Source organism: Streptomyces spongiicola, assembly GCF_003122365.1.
Taxonomy (GTDB): domain Bacteria; phylum Actinomycetota; class Actinomycetes; order Streptomycetales; family Streptomycetaceae; genus Streptomyces; species Streptomyces spongiicola.
In genome coordinates this window covers 5,616,885-5,640,111 of record NZ_CP029254.1, presented here as the reverse complement: position 1 = coordinate 5,640,111, position 23,227 = coordinate 5,616,885, and the positions used below count along the sequence as shown (strand labels likewise).

Annotated in this window: 17 protein-coding genes and 1 riboswitch; of the genes, 6 read left to right on the top strand and 11 right to left on the bottom strand. The window is 73.5% G+C overall.

What is annotated here, in order from left to right; translation table 11 throughout:
* The first annotated feature begins 97 nt into the window (after nt 1-97).
* Both DDQ41_RS24630 and DDQ41_RS24625 read left to right on the top strand, forming a co-directional pair.
* Complete coding sequence (locus tag DDQ41_RS24630) at nt 98-1,342, top strand: MFS transporter (protein WP_109296432.1); 1,245 nt, start codon at nt 98-100, stop codon at nt 1,340-1,342.
* The gene (locus DDQ41_RS24625; protein WP_109296431.1) at nt 1,299-2,630 is read left to right on the top strand and encodes a D-arabinono-1,4-lactone oxidase; all 1,332 of its coding nucleotides are present in this window, start codon (nt 1,299-1,301) and stop codon (nt 2,628-2,630) included. Before DDQ41_RS24630 ends, DDQ41_RS24625 begins: the two co-directional genes overlap by 44 nt.
* Nucleotides 2,631-2,667: 37 nt before the next feature.
* Here DDQ41_RS24625 and DDQ41_RS24620 read toward each other — a convergent pair whose 3' ends face one another.
* Nucleotides 2,668-3,567: a hypothetical protein gene (locus DDQ41_RS24620; RefSeq protein WP_109296430.1), complete on the bottom strand. Its 900-nt coding sequence runs from the start codon at nt 3,565-3,567 to the stop codon at nt 2,668-2,670.
* 435 nt (nt 3,568-4,002) lie between these two features.
* Here DDQ41_RS24620 and sepH point away from each other — a divergent pair, with 435 nt between their 5' ends.
* A complete protein-coding gene (gene sepH, locus DDQ41_RS24615; RefSeq protein ID WP_109296429.1) occupies nt 4,003-5,073 on the top strand; it encodes a septation protein SepH in 1,071 nt (356 codons plus the stop codon).
* Nucleotides 5,074-5,450: 377 nt separating this feature from the next.
* On the opposite strand, the gene DDQ41_RS24610 is transcribed toward sepH, so the two are convergent.
* Nucleotides 5,451-6,305: a sulfurtransferase gene (locus DDQ41_RS24610; RefSeq protein ID WP_109296428.1), complete on the bottom strand. Its 855-nt coding sequence runs from the start codon at nt 6,303-6,305 to the stop codon at nt 5,451-5,453.
* 249 nt (nt 6,306-6,554) lie between these two features.
* On the opposite strand from DDQ41_RS24610, the gene DDQ41_RS24605 reads away from it, so the two are divergent.
* Nucleotides 6,555-7,334 (top strand): VOC family protein, encoded by a 780-nt coding sequence (locus DDQ41_RS24605; protein WP_109296427.1) that lies wholly within the window; start codon nt 6,555-6,557, stop codon nt 7,332-7,334.
* A gap of 79 nt (nt 7,335-7,413) precedes the next feature.
* On the opposite strand, the gene DDQ41_RS24600 is transcribed toward DDQ41_RS24605, so the two are convergent.
* The 3 genes from DDQ41_RS24600 to DDQ41_RS24590 all read right to left on the bottom strand — a co-directional run bounded on the left by DDQ41_RS24600 (nt 7,414) and on the right by DDQ41_RS24590 (nt 12,467).
* Nucleotides 7,414-8,604, bottom strand: coding sequence for an alkaline phosphatase family protein (locus DDQ41_RS24600; protein ID WP_109296426.1), 1,191 nt, complete (start codon nt 8,602-8,604; stop codon nt 7,414-7,416).
* The gene (locus tag DDQ41_RS24595; protein ID WP_109296425.1) at nt 8,604-9,188 is read right to left on the bottom strand and encodes a DUF5998 family protein; all 585 of its coding nucleotides are present in this window, start codon (nt 9,186-9,188) and stop codon (nt 8,604-8,606) included. The genes DDQ41_RS24600 and DDQ41_RS24595 overlap by 1 nt, the downstream gene beginning before the upstream one ends.
* 81 nt (nt 9,189-9,269) lie before the next feature.
* On the bottom strand, nt 9,270-12,467 hold the full coding sequence (locus tag DDQ41_RS24590) for a bifunctional acetate--CoA ligase family protein/GNAT family N-acetyltransferase (RefSeq protein WP_109296424.1): 3,198 nt from the start codon (nt 12,465-12,467) through the stop codon (nt 9,270-9,272).
* A 320-nt stretch (nt 12,468-12,787) separates the two neighbouring features.
* Here DDQ41_RS24590 and DDQ41_RS24585 point away from each other — a divergent pair, with 320 nt between their 5' ends.
* Nucleotides 12,788-13,069 (top strand): HPr family phosphocarrier protein, encoded by a 282-nt coding sequence (locus tag DDQ41_RS24585; protein WP_109296423.1) that lies wholly within the window; start codon nt 12,788-12,790, stop codon nt 13,067-13,069.
* A gap of 147 nt (nt 13,070-13,216) precedes the next feature.
* On the opposite strand, the gene DDQ41_RS24580 is transcribed toward DDQ41_RS24585, so the two are convergent.
* The 4 genes from DDQ41_RS24580 to DDQ41_RS24565 form a co-directional block, all read right to left on the bottom strand.
* Complete coding sequence (locus tag DDQ41_RS24580; RefSeq protein ID WP_109296422.1) at nt 13,217-13,894, bottom strand: GntR family transcriptional regulator; 678 nt, start codon at nt 13,892-13,894, stop codon at nt 13,217-13,219.
* A gap of 187 nt (nt 13,895-14,081) precedes the next feature.
* Entirely contained in the window at nt 14,082-14,852 is a 771-nt protein-coding gene (locus DDQ41_RS24575; RefSeq protein WP_109296421.1) for a M23 family metallopeptidase, read from the bottom strand.
* A gap of 13 nt (nt 14,853-14,865) precedes the next feature.
* A riboswitch (cyclic di-AMP (ydaO/yuaA leader) is annotated at nt 14,866-15,029 on the bottom strand.
* Nucleotides 15,030-15,259: 230 nt separating this feature from the next.
* The gene (locus DDQ41_RS24570) at nt 15,260-16,663 is read right to left on the bottom strand and encodes a M16 family metallopeptidase (protein WP_109296420.1); all 1,404 of its coding nucleotides are present in this window, start codon (nt 16,661-16,663) and stop codon (nt 15,260-15,262) included.
* Nucleotides 16,660-18,033, bottom strand: coding sequence for a M16 family metallopeptidase (locus tag DDQ41_RS24565; RefSeq protein ID WP_109296419.1), 1,374 nt, complete (start codon nt 18,031-18,033; stop codon nt 16,660-16,662). The genes DDQ41_RS24570 and DDQ41_RS24565 overlap by 4 nt, the downstream gene beginning before the upstream one ends.
* 193 nt (nt 18,034-18,226) lie before the next feature.
* Here DDQ41_RS24565 and DDQ41_RS24560 point away from each other — a divergent pair, with 193 nt between their 5' ends.
* Nucleotides 18,227-20,674 carry a DNA gyrase/topoisomerase IV subunit A gene (locus DDQ41_RS24560; RefSeq protein ID WP_109296418.1) on the top strand — a complete coding sequence of 816 codons (2,448 nt, stop codon included), beginning with the start codon at nt 18,227-18,229 and terminating at the stop codon, nt 20,672-20,674.
* Nucleotides 20,675-20,866: 192 nt separating this feature from the next.
* Here DDQ41_RS24560 and DDQ41_RS24555 read toward each other — a convergent pair whose 3' ends face one another.
* Complete coding sequence (locus tag DDQ41_RS24555) at nt 20,867-21,967, bottom strand: CobW family GTP-binding protein (protein WP_109296417.1); 1,101 nt, start codon at nt 21,965-21,967, stop codon at nt 20,867-20,869.
* A gap of 77 nt (nt 21,968-22,044) precedes the next feature.
* Nucleotides 22,045-23,211 carry a citrate synthase/methylcitrate synthase gene (locus DDQ41_RS24550; protein WP_109296416.1) on the bottom strand — a complete coding sequence of 389 codons (1,167 nt, stop codon included), beginning with the start codon at nt 23,209-23,211 and terminating at the stop codon, nt 22,045-22,047.
* Nucleotides 23,212-23,227 lie beyond the last annotated feature (16 nt).

The window sequence follows — 23,227 nt, the reverse complement described above, 5'->3', positions numbered from 1 at the left end:
TCCCACCAGGCTCGGACAGCCGGGAAACCGCACTGGAGTAAGGCTTGCCTCACCAGTAAGCTGTACCGGCCACTCACATTCCTTACGGAGCGCCGTCTTGCCCAGTCCCTACCGCGCGATATTCGCGGCCCCCGGCACCCTGGCGTTCTCCGCCGCGGGCCTCCTCGGGCGCATGCCGCTGTCCATGATGGGCGTCGGCATCGTGGCGATGGTCTCCCACGTCACGGGGCGCTACAGCCTCGCCGGCTGGCTCTCCGCCACCCTGGCGCTCTCGGCGGCGGTACTCGGCCCCCAGGTGTCCCGGCTGGTGGACCGGCACGGCCAGGGCAGGGTGCTGCGCCCGGCCCTGCTGATCTCGGCCGCCGCGGTGGCGGGACTGCTCGTCAGCGTCCGGCAGGGGGCGCCGCACTGGGTGCTGTTCGCCTTCACCGCCTGCGCCGGCTGCATTCCGGCGGTCGGCGCGATGACCCGGGCCCGCTGGGCGGCGATCTACCACGGCTCGCCGCGCGAACTGCACACCGCGTACGCCTTCGAGTCGATCGTCGACGAGGTGTGCTTCATCGTCGGCCCGATCGTCTCCATCGGGCTGTCGACGGTCTGGTTCCCGGAGGCGGGGCCGCTGCTCGCCACCGCCTTCCTGGTGGTCGGCGTCCTCTGGCTCACCGCGCAGCGCGCGACCGAGCCCGCGCCGCACCGCGACACCTCCGGCAGCGGCGGTTCCGCGCTGCGCTCCCCCGGTCTGCGCGTACTCGCCCTGACGTTCGTCGCGACGGGTGCCGTCTTCGGCTCCGTCGACGTGGTCACGGTGGCCTTCGCCGAGGAGCAGGGCAGCAAGGCCTCGGCCAGCCTGGTCCTGGCGGTGTACGCGCTGGGTTCCTGCCTCGCCGGCGCGGTCTTCGGGCTGCTGCACCTGAAGGGTGAGCCCGCCCGCAGATGGGTGGTGGGCGTGTGCGCGATGGCCGTGAGTATGATCCCCCTCCAACTGGCCGGGAATCTGGCGGTCCTGGCCGTGGCGCTCTTCGTCGCGGGCCTGGCCATCGCGCCCACCATGGTGACGACCATGGCCCTCGTCGAAGCGCACGTACCGCGCGCCAAGCTGACCGAGGGCATGACCTGGACCGGTACCGGGCTCGCGGTCGGCGTCTCGCTCGGTCTGTCGGCCTCGGGATGGGCGGTGGACGAGTACGGGGCCGGTGCCGCGTACGCGGTGCCCGCGGCGGCGGGAGCGCTCGCGGTCGTGGTCGCGTTCCCGGGATACCGCCGGCTGCGCAGGCCGGTGCCGACGCGGGAGGGGCGGGATGACGAGCACATCCGGGACCACGAAGGGGAACGCGTGGCGTAACTGGGCCGGCACGGTCGCCGCCCGTCCGGCGCGGGAGGTCGCTCCGGCCTCCGCAGGGGAGCTGGCCGAGGCCGTGCGCCGCGCCGCGGAGGACGGTCTGCGGGTGAAGACGGTCGGCACCGGCCACTCGTTCACCGCGATCGCCGCCACCGACGGTGTGCTGGTCCGCCCGGATCTCCTCACCGGCATCCGGGAGGTCGACCGGGCGGCGATGACGGTGACCGTCGAGGCCGGCACCCCGCTGAGGCGGCTCAACGCCGCGCTGGCCCGGGAGGACCTGTCGCTCACCAACATGGGCGACATCATGGAGCAGACGGTCGCGGGCGCCACGAGCACCGGGACGCACGGCACCGGCCGCGACTCGGCCTCGCTGGCGGCCCAGATCCGGGGCCTCGAACTGATCACCGCCGACGGTTCGGTGCTGACCGTCTCGGAGCACGGCTCCGACGAGGAGCGGGAGATCCTCGCGGCGGCCAGGGTCGGGCTCGGTGCCCTGGGCGTGATCAGCGCCATCACCTTCGCCGTGGAGCCGATGTTCCTGCTGTCGGCCCGCGAGGAGCCGATGTCCTTCGACCGGGTGACATCGGAGTTCGACGAACTGCACGCGGAGAACGAGCACTTCGAGTTCTACTGGTTCCCTCACACGGGCAACTGCAACACCAAGCGCAACAACCGCAGCGCCGGTCCGGTCGCCCCGCCCGGGGCGGTCAGCGGGTGGATCACGGACGAGCTGCTCTCCAACGGGCTGTTCCAGGTGGCCAATTCCGTCGGGCGCGCGGTTCCGGCCGCGATACCGGCGATCGCGAGGGTCTCCAGTCGCGCACTGTCCGCCCGCACCTACACGGACATCCCTTACAGGGTCTTCACAAGTCCCCGCCGGGTCCGCTTCGTCGAGATGGAATACGCGCTTCCGAGGGAGGCCGCCGTCGCGGCGCTGCGCGAACTGAGGGCGATGCTGGACCGTTCACCGCTGCGCGTCAGCTTCCCCGTGGAGGTGCGTACGGCGCCCGCCGACGACATCGCGCTGTCCACCGCGTCCGGGCGGGAGAGCGCGTACATCGCCGTGCACATGTACAGGGGCACGCCGTACCGCTCGTACTTCACCGCGGTGGAGCGGATCATGACCGCGTACGGCGGCCGGCCGCACTGGGGCAAGATCCACACGCGTGACGCGGAGTACCTCGACGGCGTCTACCCGCGGTTCGGCGACTTCCTGGCCCTGCGCGACCGGCTGGACCCGGACCGGCTGTTCGGCAACGAGCACCTGCGGAGGGTGCTGGGAGACTGAGGACCGCCCGGCCGGGGAGCGGCGCCCCCCGGCCGGGCTACGGGCTGGTACCGGCGTCCGCTCCGGGGCTCTGCCCCGGCGGGGTCTCCGGCTCGGACGGCCCCGGCGGGGAGGACGCCGGGTCCGGCGACTCCGCGGGACTCCCCGCACCGCTGGACCCGGAGGGCCCGGGAACCGGTGCGTCCGCACCGCCGTCCGCTCCCGGATCACCGCCGGACCCCGTCTCCGGACCGGAGCCGCTGCGCCGGTCGCCCACCGGGGCGCCGGGCCCGGTCGGGCCGGCGCCCGTTCCGGAGCTGCCGTCCGTTCCGGAGCTGCCGCCCTGTCCTCCGTCCGGGTGTACCTGCCCCTCCGCGCCGCCGTCGCGCGGAGAACCGGAGGGGGAAGGGGACCCGCCGTCGGCCGGGCTGCCGCCCCCGCCACGCACGGCGGTGCCCACGGTGGTGCCCCGCCCGCCGCCGAGGTCCCGTCCCGAGGCCAGTTCGTAGCCGGTGATGCCGACCATGGCGAGGACGAAGACGACCGCGGCGGCGAGCGCGGAGCGCCTCCTGCCGCGCACGCGGGTGCCGTGGGTGGTCGCCTCGCCGAACTCCCCGGGGCCGGGCGGCTCCCGGTACGCCGGAGGTCCTGCCTCCGGAAAGCCGGCCGGCGGGCGCCCGCCCCCGGGGCGGGCCTGCCGGGTGGCATCGCGGATCTGTTCGCCGGTTCGCCGGAACAGGTGCTGGAAGAGGGAGCCACCGCAGGTGGCCACCACGCTCACCACCCCGGCCCCCAGGATCGATCCGTAGACCCCGAGCCGGGAGGCGAGGACCGCCGCCGCGACCGCCGCGAGGGCACTGCCCGCCACCTGCGGAACGCTCAGGTCCAGCCGCCGCCCCTTCCGTTCCGTCGCCCCGTCGTCCCTCGTGTGGTGCATCTCCGCCCTCTGCTCACCCATCCGTTCCACCGTGCACCAGGAAGGGACATATGAGCGAATGAAAGAGTTCCGATTCTGTTGATTCTGTGAAGCTTGCCACCCGCGAATTCGGGGTAGGGAAACGGAACTTGCCCTCTCCTCGACAAAGTCGGCGGCGCGCCGGTCCACCGCGATGGCCCGAATGGAGTACTGTGACGAGCCCTGGGTCCGGTCTCTCTCACGGGTGCACGGCCCCGGGAAATGGGGGCCGAAAGCGGCACTCGAACCGGCGGCGCCGTGGCACCGCACGGTCGCCTGCGATAGCGGGTGACGGCATTCGTCACCCTCCGTCGCAAACAGGTAACCGTGCCATAACGGCGGTCCAGGGCCCACGCCCGACACGCCGGGCAACTCGGCAAGGTTGTGGCAGGCTGCACCCGGGCAGGCCACACTCGACTAGCGGAAGCAGCGACGCACGTGACGTCGGCAGGCACCACCCGGGAGGTCCCCATGCCCGAACTGCGTGTCGTGGCCGTCTCGAACGACGGCACACGACTGGTGCTGAAGGCTGCGGACAGCACGGAGTACACGCTTCCGATCGACGAACGGCTGCGCGCCGCCGTCCGCAACGACCGCGCGCGCCTCGGCCAGATCGAGATCGAGGTCGAAAGCCACCTCCGCCCCCGCGACATCCAGGCTCGTATACGAGCGGGCGCCTCAGCGGAGGAGGTCGCCCAGCTCGCCGGCATTCCGGTGGAGCGGGTGCGCCGGTTCGAGGGTCCCGTCCTCGCCGAGCGCGCGTTCATGGCGGAGCGTGCGCGCAAGACGCCCGTCCGGCGCCCCGGGGAGAACAACGGCCCGCAGCTCGGCGAGGCAGTCCGGGAGCGGCTGCTGCTGCGGGGCGCCGAGAAGGACACCGCCCAGTGGGACTCCTGGCGCCGGGACGACGGCACCTGGGAAGTACTGCTGGTGTACCGGGTGGGGGGAGAGCCGCGCTCGGCGAGCTGGACGTACGACCCGCCGCGCCGGCTCGTCCAGGCCGCCGACGACGAGGCCCGGGCGCTGATCGGGGAGACGGACGACACGATCGGCGTCGCCCATGAGCCGAGCTTCCCGTTCGTGCCGCGGATCGCCCGGCTCCCCCGGGACCGGCCCCTCGACCGGGCCCCGGACCGTCCCGCGCAGCTCCCGGCAGCGGCACCCGAGCCCGACGAGACCGAACGGGACTCGCTGACCAGCCTGCTGGAGGCGGTGCCGAGCTTCCGGGGCGACCTCGTCGTACCGGAGCGGTCCGCCCCCGACGGGCCCGCCGCCGAACCCGTCCAGGACGCCGAGGCCGAGGAGCCCCCCGCCCCCGCGGCCTCAGCCGGCGCGGGCTCGGCGTACGCGGACGTCCTGATGCCGCGGTCGGTCACCGGCCACCGCGACCGCCTCACCGGGACCACGGACCGGCAGGCCGAGGCCGACGGCGTCCGTCCGGGCCGCCGCGCCGCGGTGCCGAGCTGGGACGAGATCGTGTTCGGCACCCGCCGGAAGAAGCAGGAGTAGCCCTTCGGGCCACCGCGGTGAAGGGCTCATACAGGTCGGCGGTTTCCGTATGAGCCCTTCACCGTCCTCCCCCGTCCTCGCCCTTTCTCGCCCGTCCTCGCCCTTTCTCCACGGTCCTCCCCCGTCCTCGCCCTTTCTCCACGGTCCTCCCCCGCCCTCGCCCCTCTCGCCCGTTCCCCACCGTTCCCCCCTGCCGCGTCGGCCGAGTTCGCACACCGCGCGAGCGCTGGCGCCGGGCGGTGCCCGAAGGGGCCCGGCATGCCCGGCAAGCGGTCCGGCATGCTCGGGAAGCGGGCCCGCCGCCCGGCGCTCCGGCCCCCGCCGCTTCCGGGGCCGGCCGGCCCCGGAAGCGGCCGGCCCCGGCCCACCCCCTCCCGCTACTGCGGATCGGGGCCCGTCGCGACCGGCCGGGTGGGATCGGCGGACCACTGCGACCAGGAGCCGGCGTAGAGCGCCGCCGGGATTCCGGCGATCGCCAGAGCCAGGACCTGATGGGCGCCGGAGACCCCGGAGCCGCAGTAGACACCGACCTCGCGGGCGCCCTCGGCGCCCAGTCGCTCGAACCGGGACGCCAGTTCCTCGCGGGACAGGAAGGTGGTGGCGCCCTCCGACACGTTCTCCGTGGTCGGAGCCGAGACCGCGCCGGGGATGTGCCCGCCGACGGGGTCGATCGGCTCGACGTCGCCCCGGTAGCGCTCGGCGGCCCGGGCGTCCAGCAGGAGACCTGACCGGGCGAGGGCCGCGGCCCCGTCCGCGTCGAGCAGCGGCAGGCCGCCGGGCACGGGCGTGAAGTCTCCCGGCACCGTGGCAGGGACGTCCGTACTCAACGGGCCGTTCCACGCCGCGAGACCGCCGTCCAGGACACGGACGTCCGGGTGTCCCGCCCACCGCAGCAGCCACCACGCCCGCGCCGCGCCCCAGCCCTGTCCCCCGTCGTAGACGACGACCGGGACGCCGCCCGACACCCCCGCGCGGCGCATCGCCGCGCCGAAGGCCTCCGGGTCCGGCAGCGGATGGCGGCCGCCCGGGCCGGGTGGTCCCGCCAGTTCGGAGTCGAGGTCGACGTACACGGCCCCGGGGATGTGACCGGCCTGGTAGGCGGCCCGGCCGTCGAAGGGTGCGGCACCGGCGGCCTTGGCCGCAGTGAGCTGCCAGCGGACGTCGAGCAGCACCGGAGGCCGCGGACCGGCTGACTCGCCGGCGAGTTCGGTGACGGTGATGATGGGCTTCATGACGCCATCTTCGCGCAGGGGCCCGCCGGGCCCCCGGCAGCGACGTCAATGGCCGTACCGGGGATGGAAGATGCGGGAACGGGCATCCTTCCCCGGGGATCCCCCGGGATCCCCGGGGAGGAGCGGCGCGGCCGTGACGCGCGGCGCGCCCGGTGGTGCGAGCATCTGCACGGGGTGGGATCCGTCCCGTACGACGGCCACCGGTCCCCCGCACGGCCACGACGACGATGGTCCGAGGAGAGAGTGACGATGACGACCGAGGCGACTCGGCGCAGACCCGGCGCGCCCTGCTGGGTGAGCCTCATGGTGCACGGACTCGACGCGACGCAGCACTTCTACCGGGAGCTGTTCGGCTGGGACTTCCTCCCCGGGCCGCAGCAACTCGGCCCGTACGTCCGGGCGCTGCTCGACGGCAGGGAGGTGGCCGGCGTCGGCCGGCTCCCGGCGGACCGCCATCTGCCGATCGCATGGACGCCGTACCTGGCCTCGGACGACGTCGACGAGACCGCCGAGCGGATCAGGATGTGCGGCGGCACGATCGGGGTCGGACCGCTCGACGCGGCGGACGCGGGACGGCTCGTCATCGCCGCCGACCCGGAGGGCGCGGTCTTCGGCGCCTGGCAGGCACCGGCGCACACGGGTACCGCCCTCCTCGGCACCCACGGCGCACCCGTCTGGAACGAGCTGATGACGCGGGAGACGCCGGCGGTCGGCAAGTTCTACGAGTCGGTCTTCGGCTACGACCTCGAGCCCGCGGCCCCGGCCGGCTCCGACCGGTTGACGCTGCGCCTGGACGACCGCCCGGCGGCCTCGATCCACGGGCTGGGCCGGGCGCTGCCGCGGGACAGGGGCTCGCACTGGATGACCTACTTCGAGGTCGAGGACCCCGACGCGGTCGCGGCCAGGGTGGTGGACCTCGGCGGCCACGTCGTGCGCGAACCGCACGAGGGCACGTGCGGCCGGCAGGCGACGGTGGCCGACCCCGAGGGCGCGGTCTTCACCGTCGTGCGGACCCTTCGGCGGGACTGACCCGGGCGGCGGGCCGTCGCGGGCGGCGGGCCGTCGCGGGCATGGACTCGTCCAGGAGGGCACCGGGACGGGCCGGACGTCAGGAGCGTACTTCGAGCAGGGGGACGAGCTGTTCCACGGGGGTCATCGAGCCGTGCATACCGACCATGGCCGACTCGTGCGGCTCGTTGACCGAGGCGGTGATGACGACGTCGTCGTGGGCCGCGGCGACGACGTCCCCGATACGCCGGTACACCCGCTCGTCGGTCCGCGGGCCGAACCATCCCGCCGCGACGGCCTCGTCCCGGCTCGCGACCCAGAACCGGTCGCCGAGCACCTCGCGCCACACGGCGAGCACATCGGCCTCGGCTCCGGGAACGGCGTAGACGTGCCGGGCCCGGCCCTCACCGCCGAGCAGGGCGACTCCCGCGCGCAGCTCCCAGTCCTCGTCGAAGTCGATCCGCGACTCCTCGTCGAACGGGATGTCGATCATGCCGTGGTCCGCGGTGACGTACAGCGCGGCGCGCGGCGGCAGCTGATCGGCGAGACGCTGGACGAGACGGTCGACGTACATCAGCTGGCCGCGCCAGGCGTCGGAGTCGATGCCGAAGCGGTGGCCCTTGCCGTCCAGCTCGCTGTAGTAGGTGTACACCAGCGACCGGCCCCCCGCGGCGAGCTGCTCGGCGGCGAGGTCCATCCGCTCCTCGCCGCCGAGCCTGCCGTGGAACGTCCCGCCGCTCAGCGCGATCGCGGTGAGCGGGGTGTCCCGGAACGCGGGGGACGACACCTGGGCGGTGTGCACCCCCGACTCGTCGGCGAGCTGGAAGACCGTCGGGTACGGCTGCCAGAGGCGCGGCGAGGTCCACGGCTTCCAGCGCAGCTGGTTCATCAGCTCCCCGGTCTCCGGGTTGCGCGCGGTGTAGCCGGGCAGGCCGTGCGCCCCGGGCGGCAGCCCGGTGCCGAAGGAGGCCAGTGAGGTGGCCGTCGTGGCGGGGAACCCGGCGGTCAGCGGCCGTCCCGTACCGCCCAGCGAGCCGGCGAGGAGCGAGGTGAGGTACGGCGCCTCGTCGGGGTGGGCCTTCAGCTGCTCCCAGCCGAGACCGTCGATCAGGAAGACGCAGTTCCGGTCCGCGGGCGTCAGCTCCGGGATGGCGCGGCGCAGACCCGGCACGCCCTGTCCGGCGGCGAGCGTCGGCAGCAGATCGGCGAGCGAGGCCGTGCCGTACGCGGGGACGGGAGCCGTGTCGAGGCCGAGCGGAACGACGTCCTCGGGCCAGTCGGGACGGGCCATCAGCGGGTCGCGGCCGTGGCCTCGGACAGCGCCTGGGCGAAGGCGAGCGTCTGGCGGACCGCCTCCGGGCCGTCACCGGCCTCGCTGACCCGCAGGCTGAGGTCGTCGGCCGTGGAGCTGCCGGTGTAGCCGTGGTCGGCCTCGCAGTTGGTGTCGCCGCAGGCGGCCGGCTCCAGGTCGATCCGGGACACCGCGCCCCAGCCGATGGTGAGGACCACCTCGCGTGGCACGGTGCCGGGGGTGTACGACTCCGGGTTGCCGACGACGCGGCTCACCACCACGGACGAGATCCTCGGCAGCTTCACCGACTCGGTGGAGGTCGTCGCGTAGGGCGTCGGGGAGCTGCTGTCGGCCGCCTGCTCGTCGGTGTGGCTCACGATGAACCGGGTACCGGTCAGCACGAGGACGGTGACATGGCGGCGCACCTCGTTGGAGTCGAAGGTCGTCTCCTGGTGCACGAGGTACGACGAGATCTGCTCGCCGCCCACCGCCGCCTCCACCGCTTCGGCCACGAGAGCCGGGTAGTAGCCGCTGCGCTCGATCGCCGTGCGCAGCCCCTGGGTCGTCGTACCGGTCTTCGCCATGGGCTCCATCCTACGGGGCCCGCGGACCAGGGAGTGCGCCCCGCGACCGCCCACCCCGGCAGCCCGCCGACCGGGCCGGGTTCAGTAGCTCGGCAGGGTCCTGGGACCCAGGTCGGTCCGGGCCGGCGGCGGGGCGAGCCGTACCGAGGCTCCGAGCACGGAGAGGCCGTGCCGGGCGACGACGACCGGTTCGAGTCCGACGCCGACGACCTCCGGGTGGTCGTCGACCAGGCGGGAGACGCGGAGCAGCAACTCCTCCAGCGCGGCGGTGTCGACGGGCGCGGAACCGCGCCAGCCGAAGAGGAGGGGGGCGGTCCTGACGGACCGGATGAGGCCGGCGGCGTCGCGGTCGGTGGCCGGGACGAGGCGGTGGGCCGTGTCGCCGAGCAGATCCGTGGCAGGGCCCGCGAGGCCGAAGGACAGCACGGCGCCCACGGCGGGGTCGATCGCGGCTCGCACCACGGCGTCCACCCCCCTCGGGACCATCGCCTGCAGGACGGGCCGGAGTTCCTCGGGCTTTCCGAGGCTCTCCGTCACCTCCGCGTACGCCTGGCGGACCTGCCGCTCGTCGGACAGGTCCAGCCGCACTCCGCCGAGGTCGGGGCGGTGGCGCAGATGGGGGGCGGTGGTCTTGAGGGCGACCGGGTAGCCCAGCCGGGCGGCGGCCCGGGCCGCGGTGTCGGCGTCGGGGGCGGGGAGCGCGGGAAGGACGGCGATGCCGTAGCGCTCCAGCAGCCGCCGCGCCTCGTCCTCGGGCAGGGTGACGCCCTGCGCGCCGGGAGCGGCTGCGTCGAGCAGACCCGCGATGAGTCCGGCGGCACCGCTCTCGTCGATGTCGTCGTACTCCGGCACCTTGCCCGGCTCGGCCGCTTCCCGGCGCCACTGCGCATACCTCACGGCCTCGGCCAGGGCCCGCACCGCCCGTTCGGCGGCGGGGTACGCGGGGATGCGGTCGGCTCCTGCGCGGGGGGCGGGCGGCGCGCCCCGCCCGGCGGGCCCGTCCGGCGGTGCCCCCGCACCGGGGGGAGGCGGCGCGCCTCCGGGCGGCGCGGTGGCGGGCGCCCCTGAGGCACCGCACGCGCCAGGCCCGACAGCCGGGAGGCCGGTCGCGGCAGCGGCCGGGGGAAGAGGGCCTGGGCCGGACGGGAGAGGTGAGCCGGGGCCGGACGGGAGAGGTGGGCCGGGACCGGGTGCCGCACTCCGGGCGACCGTCGGGGAGCCGGCCGCGGCAGCCCCCGCCTCCGGCGCCGGCGAGACGCCGCACGGGCGGTTCGAGACGCCCGAGACGCCCGGGCCATCTGGGCCATACGGGCCGTCCGGGCCGTCCGGGCCGTCCGGGCCGGTGCCCGCGGGTGCCGGGGCGAGGTCCGCCGTGGCGCCCGGGCCCCGGCGCGGAGAGGCCGGGGCCGAACTGCTCGCCGCCGCGAGGGCGTCGGCGAGCCCGCCGAGTTCGACGTGGACGACGAGCACGGGCTTCGCCGGCGCGGAGGCGGTCGCCGCGAGGAGGGCGGCGGCGAGGACCTCGCCGTCACCGGACTCGGTGACGCCGTTCTCCCCGACCCACGGGATCGCGTTGACGACGACCGCGTCGCACGCGTCGTCCCGCAGCGCCCCGGCCAGCGCCTCGCGGAAGTCGTCCGGCCTGGCGGCCGTCGTCAGGTCGCGCGGCCGCAGCGGGCGCAGCCCCTCCGTCAGACAGGCGTCGTACGTCAGCAGGCCCAGGGACTCCGAGTTGCCCAGGATCGCGACCCGCGGCCCCGCGGGCAGCGGCTGGCTGGCCAGCAGCGCCCCGGCGTCGACGAGTTCGGTGACGGTGTCGACTCGGATCACGCCGGCCTGCCTCAGCAGCTCCGAGACCGTCGCGTACGGCACCCGAGTGGTCGGCACCGCGTGCCCCGGCGGAGCACTGCCGCTGTGCCGGGCTCCCCTCACGACGACGACCGGTTTGACCTCCGCCGTACGGCGTGCGAGCCGGGTGAACTTCCGCGGATTGCCGATCGATTCGAGGTAGAGCAGGACGACGTCGGTGTCCGGGTCGTCGTAGCAGTACTGGAGGAAGTCGTTGCCCGACACATCGGCCCGGTTGCCCGCGGAGATGAACGACGACAGCCCCGCGCCCCGGCGGTGCAGTCCGCTGAGCAGCGCTATGCCGATGGCGCCGGACTGGGTGAACAGCGCGGTACGGCCGCGGGCGGGGGACTCCGGCGCGAGGGAGGCGTTGAGCCGCACCCCGGCCGCCGTGTTGATGATCCCGAACGCGTTCGGCCCGATGATCCGCATCCCGTGCGCACGCGACTGGCGCACGAGCCGGCGCTGCCGCTCCAAGCCCTCCGGGCCGCTCTCCGCGTACCCCGCGGTGATCACCACGAGTCCCTGCACCCCGTGCTCGCCGCAGTCCGCGACGACTTCGGGGACGCGGTCGGCGGGGACGGCCACGACGGCGAGGTCGACCGGCTCCCCGGTCGATGCGACGATCTCGCCCACCGAGCGATAGGCGGGCACCCCGTCGATCTCGTCCATGTCGAGGACGAGGGAGCGGTTCACCGCGTAGGTCCGCCCGGTGTAGCCCGCGTCGAGGAGGTTGCGCAGCACCGCTCGCCCCACCCCGCCGGGTGCACGCCCCGCGCCGACCACCGCGACCGAGCGGGGGGCCAGGAGCCGCTGCACGGAGCGGGCCTCGGCCCGCTGTTCCCTGGCGCGCTGGACGGCGAGGGACCGGGCGGTCGGCTCGAGGTCGAGGGTGAGATGGACGGAGCCGTCCTCGAAGCTGCGCCGCTGGGTGTACCCGGCGTCCGTGAACACCTTGATCATCTTGTTGTTGGCGGGCAGCACCTCCGCCGCGAACCGCCTGATCCCGCGCTCCCGTGCGACGGCGGCGATGTGTTCGAGCAGGGTGGAGGCGACACCCCGGCCCTGGTGGGCGTCCTGCACCAGGAAGGCCACCTCGGCCTCGTCGGCCGGGGCGGAGGCCGGCAGGCCCCGGGCGTCGATGCGGTCGTAGCGGACGGTCGCGATGAACTCGCCTCCGACGGTCACCGCGAGGCCCACCCGGTCCACGTAGTCGTGATGGGTGAACCGGCGCACGTCCTTGGCCGACAGCCGTGGGTAGGGCGCGAAGAACCGGTAGTACTTGGATTCGTCCGAGACCTGCTCGTAGAAGCTGACGAGCCGCTCGGCGTCCCCGGTGGTGATGGGCCTGATGTGCGCGGTGCCACCGTCGCGCAGCACCACGTCGGCTTCCCAGTGGTCGGGGTACGCGGGGTCCGACGGGCTCTGCATGGAGCAAGCGTAAGGCCCCGGCACAGGTCGCGTTCCCCGGAGTGCGGAGGCAGGCTGGGAGGGCCGATCCCGGCCCCGCACCGGCCGGGGCCGGTGGCCCGGCACTCCGTACCCCGTCAGAATCCGGTCCAGACGATCCGGGGGCTTCCCCGCCACCTCGCCCGCCGACTGCCCCGCCGACTCCCCCGCCACCTCGCCCGTCCACTGCCCCGCCGACTCCCCCGCCGCTTTCCCGGCGAACCTCCCATCAGCGAACCTCCCGCCGCTTTCCCGGCGAACCTCCCATCAGCGAACCTCCCGCCGACCCGAAGGGCACCACCATGGCTGAGCGCCGCGTCAATGTCGGCTGGGCCGAGGGCCTGCACGCCCGCCCCGCGTCCATCTTCGTCCGTGCCGCCACCGCTTCCGGCGTTCCGGTGACGATCGCCAAGGCCGGAGCCTCCCCGGTCAACGCCGCCTCGATGCTCGCGGTGCTCGGCCTCGGCGCGCAGGGCGGCGAGGAGATCGTGCTCGCGTCGGACGCGGAGGGTGCGGAGGCGGCACTGGAGCGTCTGGCGAGGCTGGTCGCCGAGGGCCTCGAGGAACTTCCCGAGACCGTCTGAGCACAACCAGTCCGTAAAAGCGGGCCGCGGCGCAGGATTTTCCGGGACCGCGCTCCGTACGCTTTTCCCGACCCCGGCCGGAATTTGTTTCCGGCAGCAGAAACAGGCCTTGGACCGCCCTTTACTTCCCTGTATACGGCGCGCGTGTTAAATACGGCCACCCGCCGTGTTCACGGAGTGTTGCGAGGTCCTCACGGCCACAGCGGTCCGGAGCCGGTGCGCTCCCGTCGTGCGCTCGGCGTGCAGGGTGGCGAGCGCACGGGCCCGCTCCGCGTCACCGCGGGCCACCGCGTCCACGATCGCGCCGTGCTCGACCCACGCCTCGACCGGGCGGGCGGGCTGCTCTACCGAGTACATCCACGCGATCTTGTGACGGAGCTGGGTCAGCAGCGCGGTGAGCCCCGGACTCCCGCACGCCTGGTCGAGGGTCTCGTGGAACCAGGCGCCGAGCGAGCGCAGGTCCTCGCCCCGGTCGCGCCGCGCCCGGTCCTGACCGAGCCGGACCAGTCCGCGCAGCACCTTGAGGTGCGCCTCGGTCCGCCGCTGGGCGGCCCGTGCGGCGCCCAGCGGCTCCAGCAGCTGCCGGATCTCCAGCAGGTCGGCCGCCTCCTGCTCGGTGGGCTCGGCCACACACGCCCCGGCGTGGCGGCGGGTGACGACGAACCCCTCGGACTGGAGGGTGCGCAGCGCCTCGCGGACCGGCACGCGCGAGACGCCGTAGCGGCGCGCCAGCTGCTCCTCGGTGAGCCGGCTGCCGCGCTCGAACACGCCGGAGACGATATCGCCGCGGATCGCCGTGCATACCGAGCGTGCGGGAACGCGCATACCGAACCTCCGCCTTAATCGCCGCGAAACCCCGTCGAGCGACGCCTGTTCAGGTGTTTCGGTGACTCTATGGCAGGTCGCCTGAATTTCCGAAGACCCATCGTCATCCACGGATATCTTTTGGCCTGAATACGCCGAAAACCCCGGCTCGGAGAGGAGCCGGGGCCACGGGTGAACGGTGCGCGCGTCAGACGCGGACGCCGTGCGAGCGGAGGTAGGCGATCGGGTCGATGTCCGAGCCGTAGTCCTGTCCGGTGCGGGCCTCGAAGTGGAGGTGGGGGCCGGTGGAGTTGCCGGTCGATCCGGCGAGGCCGATCTGCTGGCCCGGGGTGACCTGCTGGCCGGCCGAGACGCTGATCGAGGACAGGTGCCCGTACTGGGTGTAGGTGCCGTCGTGCATGCGGATCACCACGTTGTTGCCGTAGGCGCCGCCCCAGCCCGCCTCGACGACGGTGCCCATGCCGACAGCGACGACCTTGGTACCGGAGGCGGCGTGGAAGTCGACGCCGGTGTGGCTGCCGGAGGACCACAGGGCGCTTCCGGCGCGGTAGGCGGTGCTCACATGGGAACCGGCGACCGGAAGCGTGTAGGTCGCCAGGCGCTTGCGCTCGGCCTCCCGGGCGGCGCGCTCCGCGGCGTCGCGCGCGGCCTTCACCCTGAGCTCGGCCCTGAGCTTGGCCTCGGCCTCGGCCTTCTCCCGGGCCGCGGTCAGGGCGGCTTCCTGCTGCTGGGCATCCGCCTGGGCGCCGATCTGCTCGGCGAGCGAGTCGGCGGCGACCGCCTGGGTCAGTCCGGTGTCCTCGGCGGGGGTGGGCCCCCCGGCCTCGGCCGCGAGGGCCGGGGAGGCGAGGGAGCCGATGACGCCGGTGGTGGCGATGGCCGCGACGGAGGCGCCCGCGCGTTTGCGCGACAGGCGGCTCGGACCACGGTGCTTCCCGGTGGCACGGGTGAACGCCATGAAGTGGCTGGTCCTTTCCTTCCTTCTCGCCTACCGGGTTAGCTGACGGGTTCGGAGCAGGAAGGTCTCCTACGGGCCCCTCCGCACGAAGGCGAAGGCACCCGATTCACCCCGGGGGACATATGGGTCCCCGGCTCCCCAGGCTCGCGCCGGACGGGGACTCGGCGATGGCTGCCCGATGCCGCGGGTGCGGCGTGTGCAACCGGCGGACAGCGCAGAAGACGCTAAGCCGATCTTCGTTCAATCGCCAAACAGACCCGGAGATTTGTAGTGCACGCCACAGGGCAGACAGCGATCTTCCCCATCAAACCGGACACATCGGGGAGGCGTTCCGGGCAGGGGAAGGGGGCTCCCCCGGCACGACGCCGGGGGAGCCCCCTTCCCCTGCCCGGAACCCGGGCGGTCAATCAGCCGGTGACAACGGTCACTTCACCGATGTCGAGGGCCCGCACGGGCTCCTCGATCTCGGACGCGTCCCCGACGAGGACCGTCACGAGCCGGTCCACGGGGAAGGCGCTGACCACCGCGGCCGTCGCCTCCACCGTGCCGGTGCCGGCCAGCCGTGCGTACAACCGGGCCTGGTAGTCGTCCGGAAGGCCCTGCTCGACCTGGTCGGCCAGGGTGCCGGCCACGGAGGCGGCCGTCTCGTACTTCAGCGGCGCCACGCCCACGAGGTTCTGCACCGCGACATCGCGCTCCGCGTCCGTCAGGCCCTCGGCGGCGAGGGTGCGCAGCACCGTGAACAGGTCATCGAGCGCGGGACCGGTGTGCGGGGTGTCGACCGATCCGCTGATGGCGAGCATGGACGCCCCGGTCGCCCCACCCGGGGCCGCCGGGGCTCCGGAGCGCAGCACCTGGCCGAAGGCCCGTACGCCGTAGGTGTAGCCCTTCTCCTCCCGCAGGACGCGGTCCAGGCGGGAGGTGAGCGTGCCGCCGAGGCAGTAGGTGCCCAGGACCTGGGCCGGCCAGACCCGATCGTGGCGGTCGGGCCCGATCCGGCCGATCAGCAACTGGGTCTGCACGGCGCCGGGGCGGTCCACGATGACGACGCGGCCCGTGTCGTCGCCGGTGATCGGCGGCATCGGGCGGCTCTCGGCCGAGTCGCCCGTCCAGGCGCCGAGCGTGTCGGCCAGCACGGCGTCGAGGTCCACGCCCTCCAGGTCGCCGACGACCACGGCCGTGGCCGCGGCGGGCCGGACGTGCGCCTCGTAGAAGGCGCGGACCGCGGCCGAGTCGATGCGTTCGACGGTCTCCTCCGTGCCCTGCCGCGGACGGGACATCCGGGAGGACGCCGGGAAGAGCTGCCGGGAGAGCTCCTTGGCGGCCCGGCGGGCCGGGTTCGCCGTCTCGTGCGGGATCTCGTCGAGCCGGTTGCGGACGAGCCGCTCGACCTCGCCGTCGGCGAACAGCGGGGCCCGCAGCGCCTCGGCGAGCAGGCCGAGGGCCTTGGGCAGCCGCGAGACGGGTACCTCCAGGGAGAGCCTGACCCCCGGGTGGTCGGCGTGCGAGTCGAGCGTGGCGCCGCAGCGCTCCAGCTCGGCCGCGAACTCCTCCGCCGAATGCTTGTCGGTGCCCTCGGACAGCGCCCGGGCCATGATCGTGGCGACGCCGTCCAGGCCCTCGGGTTCGGCGTCCAGCGGCGCGTCGAGGAAGATCTCCACGGCCACGACCTGCTGTCCGGGGCGGTCGCAGCGCAGCACGGTCAGCCCGTTGCCCAGGGTGCCGCGCCCGGGGGCGGGAAAGGCCCAGGGCTTGGCCTCGCCGGGCTGCGGCTGCGGATGGAGGTCCATGGTCACGGCAGCGTCGGTCACTGGTCCGTCCCCTCTGCGTCGTCGTTGTCCCCGGCGTCCCCGGCGTCCCCGGCATCCCCGGCGCCGTCCGCCGGCGCGGCGGGCTCGTACACCAGCACCGCCCGGTTGTCCGGACGCAGCCTCGCCGCGGCGACGGCCCGCACCTCCTCGGCCGTGACGTCGAGCACCCGCTGGACCGCGCTCAGCGCCAACTGCGGGTCGCCGAAGAGCACGGCGTACCGGCACAGCTCGTCGGCCCGGCCGGCGACGGTGCCGAGGCGGTCCAGCCACTCCCGCTCGAGCTGGGCCTGGGCACGCTCCATCTCCTCCGGCGTGGGGCCCTCGGCGGCGAACCGCGCCAGCTCCTCGTCGACCGCGGCCTCGATGCCGGGGACCTCCACGCCCCCGGAGGTCTTCACGTCGAGCCAGCCCAGCGAGGGGGCGCCGGCGAGGCGGAGCAGGCCGAAGCCGGCGGCGACGGCCGTGCGGTCGCGCCGGACCAGCCGGTTGTGCAGCCGGGACGACTCGCCGCCGCCGAGGATGGTCAGCGCCAGGTCGGCGGCGTCGGCCGCCCGGGTGCCGTCGTGCGGGAGGCGGTACGCGGCCATCAGGGCCCGTGCCGGAACGTCCTCCTCCAGCACCTCGCGCAACTGCCCGCCGATGGTCTCCGGGAGCGAGCCGTCGCGCGGCGGCCGCTTGCCGTCGTGCATGGGGATGGACCCGAAGTACCTCTCGATCCAGGCGAGGGTCTGCTCCGGGTCGATGTCGCCGACGACCGACAGGACCGCGTTGTTCGGCGCGTAGTAGGTGCGGAAGAAGGTCCGCGCGTCCTCGAGCGTCGCCGCGTCCAGGTCGGCCATCGAGCCGATCGGGGTGTGGTGGTAGGGGTGGCCCTCGGGGTAGGCCAGCGCGGTCAGCTTCTCGAAGGCGGTGCCGTAGGGCACGTTGTCGTAGCGCTGGCGGCGCTCGTTCTTCACGACGTCCCGCTGGTTCTCCATGGACTCGTCGTCGAGGGCGGCCAGCAGGGAGCCCATGCGGTCGGCCTCCAGCCAGAGCGCGAGTTCCAGCTGGTGGGCGGGCATGGTCTCGAAGTAGTTGGTGCGCTCGAAGCTCGTGGTGCCGTTGAGCGAGCCGCCGGCCCCCTGCACCAGCTCGAAGTGGCCGTTGCCGGGCACCTGGGCGGAGCCCTGGAACATGAGGTGCTCGAACAGATGGGCAAGGCCGGTGCGGCCCTCGACCTCGTGGCGGGAGCCTACGTCGTACCAGAGGCACACCGCGGCGACCGGGGTCAGGTGGTCCTCGGAGAGCACCACGCGCAGGCCGTTGGCAAGGCGGTGCTCGGTCGCTGTCAGGCCTCCGGAGCCGGCCCGGGCTGTGGCCGTGTGACCCATGGGCATGTGGTCCCTTCGATCGCGTTGCAGAATGTCCTGCCACTGTATGCAAACCGCGCAGGTAAGCGGCGGGGTTCCCGACGCTTCCACCCCCCTGTCCCGGGTCGCGGTCGGCGTTGTCGGCGCGACGGTCCACAATGGTCGGCGTCAGATCCCGTTCATGGTTCATGTTGGTGAAGGAGCCGCAGCAGCGATGGCCCGCCGCAGCACGAAGACGCCGCCGCCCGACGACTTCGAGGAGAGGATCCTCGACATCGACGTCGTCGACGAGATGCAGGGCTCCTTCCTCGAGTACGCGTACTCGGTGATCTACTCCCGCGCCCTGCCCGACGCCCGGGACGGCATGAAGCCGGTGCACCGCCGGATCGTGTACCAGATGAACGAGATGGGGCTGCGTCCCGACCGGGGCTATGTGAAGTGCGCCCGGGTCGTCGGCGAGGTGATGGGAAAGCTCCATCCGCACGGCGACGCGTCGATCTACGACGCCCTGGTGCGCATGGCCCAGCCCTTCTCGATGCGGCTGCCGCTGGTCGACGGCCACGGCAACTTCGGCTCCCTGGGCAACGACGACCCTCCGGCGGCGATGCGCTACACCGAGTGCCGGATGGCCGACGCGACGAGCCTGATGACCGAGTCCATCGACGAGGACACGGTCGACTTCGCCCCCAACTACGACGGGCAGGAGCGGGAACCGCTGGCGCTGCCGGCGGCGTACCCGAACCTGCTGGTGAACGGCGCGTCGGGAATCGCGGTCGGCATGGCGACCAACATGCCGCCGCACAACCTCGGCGAGGTGATCGCCGCCGCCCGCCATCTCATCAGGCACCCGGGGGCGGACCTGGAGACGCTGATGCGCCATGTGCCGGGACCCGACCTGCCCACCGGCGGCCGGATCGTGGGCCTGGCCGGGATCAGGGACGCGTACGAGACCGGCCGCGGCACGTTCAAGATCCGCGCCACGGTGTCGGTGGAGACCGTGACGGCGCGCCGCAAGGGCCTCGTCGTCACCGAACTGCCCTTCAGCGTCGGCCCGGAGAAGGTCATCTCCAAGATCAAGGACATGGTCGGCCAGAAGAAGCTGCAGGGCATCGCCGACGTCAAGGACCTCACGGACCGCGAGCACGGGCTGCGCCTGGTGATCGAGGTGAAGAACGGTTTCATCCCCGAGGCCGTCCTGGAGCAGTTGTACAAGCTGACGCCGATGGAGGAGTCCTTCGGCATCAACAACGTGGCGCTGGTCGACGGCCAGCCGCTGACACTGGGGCTCAGGGAACTGCTCGAGGTCTATCTCGACCACCGCTTCGACGTGGTGCGCCGCCGCAGCGAGTTCCGCCGCGGGAAGCGGCGGGACCGGCTCCACCTGGTCGAGGGCCTGCTCGTCGCGCTGGTCGACATCGACGAGGTCATCCGCCTGATCCGTTCCAGCGAGAACGCGGCGCAGGCCAAGGAGCGGCTGATGGAGCGCTTCTCCCTCAGCGACGTCCAGACGCAGTACATCCTCGACACCCCGCTGCGCCGGCTCACCAGGTTCGACCGGATCGAGTTGGAGGCCGAGCGCGACAGGCTCAAGGACGAGATCGCCGCACTGACGAAGATCCTGGAGTCGGACGCCGAACTGCGCAAGCTCGTCTCGACCGAACTGGCCGCGGTGGCCAAGAAGTTCGGCACCCCCCGGCGCACCGTCCTGCTGGAGTCCGGCGGCACCCCGGCCCCGGCCGCCTCACTTCAGGTCGCGGACGACCCGTGCCGGGTACTGCTGTCCTCCACGGGGCTGCTCGCCCGCACGGTCACCGCCGAGCCGCCGCCGCGGGCGGGCAAGCGCGCCAAGCACGACGTGGTCGTCTCCTCGGTGGCGGCCACGGCGCGCGGCGAGGTGGGCGTGGTGACCTCGGCGGGCCGGCTGCTCCGGCTGTCGGTGATCGACCTTCCGCAGCTCCCCGACTCGGCGCAGGCGCCGAACCTCTCGGGCGGCGCGCAGGTCTCGGAGTTCCTGTCGCTGGAGGCGGACGAGACGGTCGTCTGCCTGACCGGTCTGGCGGAGTCCTCGCCGGGTCTGGCACTGGGCACGCTCCAGGGCGTGGTCAAGCGGGTGGTGCCGGACTACCCGGCCAACAAGGACGAACTCGAGGTCATCGCACTCAAGGAGGGCGACCGGATCGTCGGCGGCACCGAACTGCGCACGGGTGAGGAGGACCTGGTGTTCATCACCTCCGACGCGCAACTGCTGCGCTTCCAGGCCTCGCAGGTGCGCCCGCAGGGCAGGCCGGCGGGCGGCATGGCGGGGGTCAAGCTCGCCGAGGGAGCCGAAGTGATCTCGTTCACCGCGATCGACCCGGCCGCGGAAGCGGTGGTCTTCACGGTCACCGGGGCCGCCGGGACACTGGACGACTCGGTAGCGACGGCGAAGCTGACGCCGTTCGACCAGTACCCGCGCAAGGGCCGGGCCACCGGCGGCGTGCGCTGCCAGCGCTTCCTGAAGGGCGAGGACCGGCTGGTCTTCGCCTGGGCGGGGGTGAGCGCGGCGCGCGCGGCGCAGCAGAACGGCTCCCCGGCCGAGCTCCCGGAGATCGACCCCCGCCGGGACGGGTCGGGCACCCCGCTGGCCACGCCGGTCGCGGCCCTGGCGGGACCGGTGTCCTAGGCACTCGATACGCCGTCACCCGGCCGCGGTCCCGCCACTCGACGGGAGGCCGCCGGGTGACGGGATCGCCGCCCGTCCGCGTCGGGCCGCAGCCCCGAGGGGGCCCGACGCGGACGGGGGCCGCCCGCCGGGGCGCGGGCCCGGCAGGTGTCCGCGTACTCGCCGGAATCACACGTACGCCGACAGCGGCGTTCAGACCCAGGCCTCGTCCCCTGCGGTGTCGCGCCGCTCGGGCACATGACGCAGCACGCCCCACATGCTGTGCTCCTCCGGGCGGTCGCCCGGGCCGGCGACCCTGGCGGCACCGAGCCGGGCGAGCAGGGTCGCGGTGTCGGTGCCCGAGCCGATGAGCACGAGCCGGGTGCCCTTCCCGGTGCCGTCGGCGGGCCAGGGCTGCGGGTGGAACCGCAGGAAGCGGCCGACCGCGTGGACCTCGTAGCGGTTGAGCGGATCGGCCTCGCCGAAGTCCACGAACCCCTTGATCCGGTACAGCCCTTCGGGCCGCGCGTCGAGGAAGTCCAGCAGTCTGCGCGGGTGGAGCGGTTCGGCGGCCTCGAACGACACGGTCTCGTAGGCCGCGTGCAGATGGTCGTGATGACCGCCGCCGTCCTCGCCGTCCTCTCCGTCCTCGCCGCACTCGTGGTGGTGGTCGTGGAGGTCGTCGAAGGACAGCTGGCCCACCCGCTCACCGGGAGGGCGGCAGTCGAAGAGCAGCTCCGGGTCGACGCGCCCGTGGCTCGCCTCGATCACCGCGGCCCCGCCGGCGAGCCGGGTGATCCGCTCGACCAGGCGCTGCCGCTCCCCGGCACCGACCCGGTCCGTCTTGTTGACCACGACCAGATCGGCGATGCCCAGATGCCGTTCGAGTTCGGGGTGCCGCTGCCGGGTCGCGTCGAACTCGGAGGCGTCGACGACCTCGACGAGGCCGCCGTAGACGATCCGCTCGTTCTCGCTGGCGAGAACCATCCGGACCAGCTCCCGGGGCTCGGCGAGTCCGCTCGCCTCGATGACGATCACATCGAGGCGGGCGGCCGGCCGGGTGAGCTTGTCCAGGAAGACGTCCAGTTCGCTCGTGTCGACCGCGCAGCACAGACAGCCGTTGCCGAGGGACACGGTGGAGTCGCCGAGCTGCCCGGCCACGGTCATGGCGTCGATCTCGATCGCCCCGAAGTCGTTGACGATGGCGCCGATCCGGGTCCCGCGGCCGGCCCGCAGCAGATGGTTGAGCAGGGTGGTCTTGCCCGATCCCAGGAAGCCCGCCAGGACGACGACGGGGATCTGCGGACTGCTCAAGGCGGGACCTCCTGGGCTGCTCGTGCTTCGGACCCCAGGATATGGGGCCGGGACACGGGCAGGGCCGTACGGGCCGTTCAGCAGGCCTCCGGCAGCGGCTGCGGCGGCCTGGGCCCGACATAGCGCGCGGCGGGTCGGATGATCTTCGAATCCCGGGCCTGCTCCAGGATGTTGGCGCTCCAGCCGACCACCCGCGCCGCGCAGAACGTGGGGGTGAACATCTCCCGCGGCAGTCCGCACAGCTCCATGACGACCCCGGCGTAGAACTCGACGTTGGTCCGTAGTTCCCGGCCCGGCTTCAGCTCCGCCAGAAGCGCCTCGACCCGCGCCTCGACCTCGACGGCGAGTTCGACCAGCGGGCCGCCGAAGTCCTCCGCGACGGAGCGCAGCATGCGGGAGCGGGGGTCCTCGGTGCGGTAGACGGGGTGCCCGAAGCCCATGATCCGCTCCCCGGCGAGGACGCGCTCCCTGATCCAGGCGTCGGCGCGGTCCGGGGTTCCGATCGCGTCGAGCGTGTCCAGGGCACGGCTGGGGGCGCCGCCGTGCAGCGGCCCCGACAGTGCGCCGACCGCCCCCACCAGACAGGCTGCGACATCGGCTCCGGTGGAGGCGATCACCCGTGCGGTGAAGGTGGAGGCGTTGAACCCGTGGTCGACGGTGGAGACGAGATAGCGTTCCACGGCCCGCGCGCGGGCCGGGTCGGGCTCCGAACCGGTCAGCATGTACAGATAGTTGGCGGCGTGCGGCAGGTCCTCCCGGGGTTCCACCGGCTCCAGGCCCCGGCCCAGCCGGTGCAGGGCGGCGAGCAGGGTCGGCACGGCGGAGCAGGCCGCGAGCGCGTCCGCGCGGCGCTCCTCGGGCCCCAGGTCGTACACCGGCCGGAACCCCGCCGACGCCCCCAGCAGGGACAGGGCCGAGCGCAGCCCGGCCAGCGGTCCGGAGGGCGCGCAGGTCCTTGCGACGCCCGGCAGTGCGGCGCGCACCGCGTCGGGCAGGCGGCGCAGCGGGGCGGTCTCGGCGAGGAACGCGCCGCGCTCGGCGGCGTCCGGCAGCCGGCCGTGGAACATCAGATGCCAGACGTCCTCGAAACCGCGGCTCTCCGCGAGCTCCACGGCGGAGTACTGGCGGTAGTGGTAGAAGCCCTCCCGCCCCCGGACGTCGCCGAGTTCGGTGTCGGTGACGACGACGCCGGCGAGGCCGCGCGGTACGTCCGGGGACAGGGTCGGGCCGTTGGTGCTGTGCATGATGGGTCCTTCCTCG

Coding starts and splice junctions, on each gene's coding strand:
- DDQ41_RS24625 (WP_109296431.1), top strand. CDS start 1,299: ATGACGAGCACATCCGGGACCACGAAGGGGAACGCGTGGCGTAACTGG.
- DDQ41_RS24620 (WP_109296430.1), bottom strand. CDS start 3,567: ATGGGTGAGCAGAGGGCGGAGATGCACCACACGAGGGACGACGGGGCG.
- DDQ41_RS24610 (WP_109296428.1), bottom strand. CDS start 6,305: ATGAAGCCCATCATCACCGTCACCGAACTCGCCGGCGAGTCAGCCGGT.
- DDQ41_RS24605 (WP_109296427.1), top strand. CDS start 6,555: ATGACGACCGAGGCGACTCGGCGCAGACCCGGCGCGCCCTGCTGGGTG.
- DDQ41_RS24600 (WP_109296426.1), bottom strand. CDS start 8,604: ATGGCCCGTCCCGACTGGCCCGAGGACGTCGTTCCGCTCGGCCTCGAC.
- DDQ41_RS24595 (WP_109296425.1), bottom strand. CDS start 9,188: ATGGCGAAGACCGGTACGACGACCCAGGGGCTGCGCACGGCGATCGAG.
- DDQ41_RS24590 (WP_109296424.1), bottom strand. CDS start 12,467: ATGCAGAGCCCGTCGGACCCCGCGTACCCCGACCACTGGGAAGCCGAC.
- DDQ41_RS24585 (WP_109296423.1), top strand. CDS start 12,788: ATGGCTGAGCGCCGCGTCAATGTCGGCTGGGCCGAGGGCCTGCACGCC.
- DDQ41_RS24580 (WP_109296422.1), bottom strand. CDS start 13,894: ATGCGCGTTCCCGCACGCTCGGTATGCACGGCGATCCGCGGCGATATC.
- DDQ41_RS24575 (WP_109296421.1), bottom strand. CDS start 14,852: ATGGCGTTCACCCGTGCCACCGGGAAGCACCGTGGTCCGAGCCGCCTG.
- DDQ41_RS24565 (WP_109296419.1), bottom strand. CDS start 18,033: ATGGGTCACACGGCCACAGCCCGGGCCGGCTCCGGAGGCCTGACAGCG.
- DDQ41_RS24560 (WP_109296418.1), top strand. CDS start 18,227: ATGGCCCGCCGCAGCACGAAGACGCCGCCGCCCGACGACTTCGAGGAG.
- DDQ41_RS24550 (WP_109296416.1), bottom strand. CDS start 23,211: ATGCACAGCACCAACGGCCCGACCCTGTCCCCGGACGTACCGCGCGGC.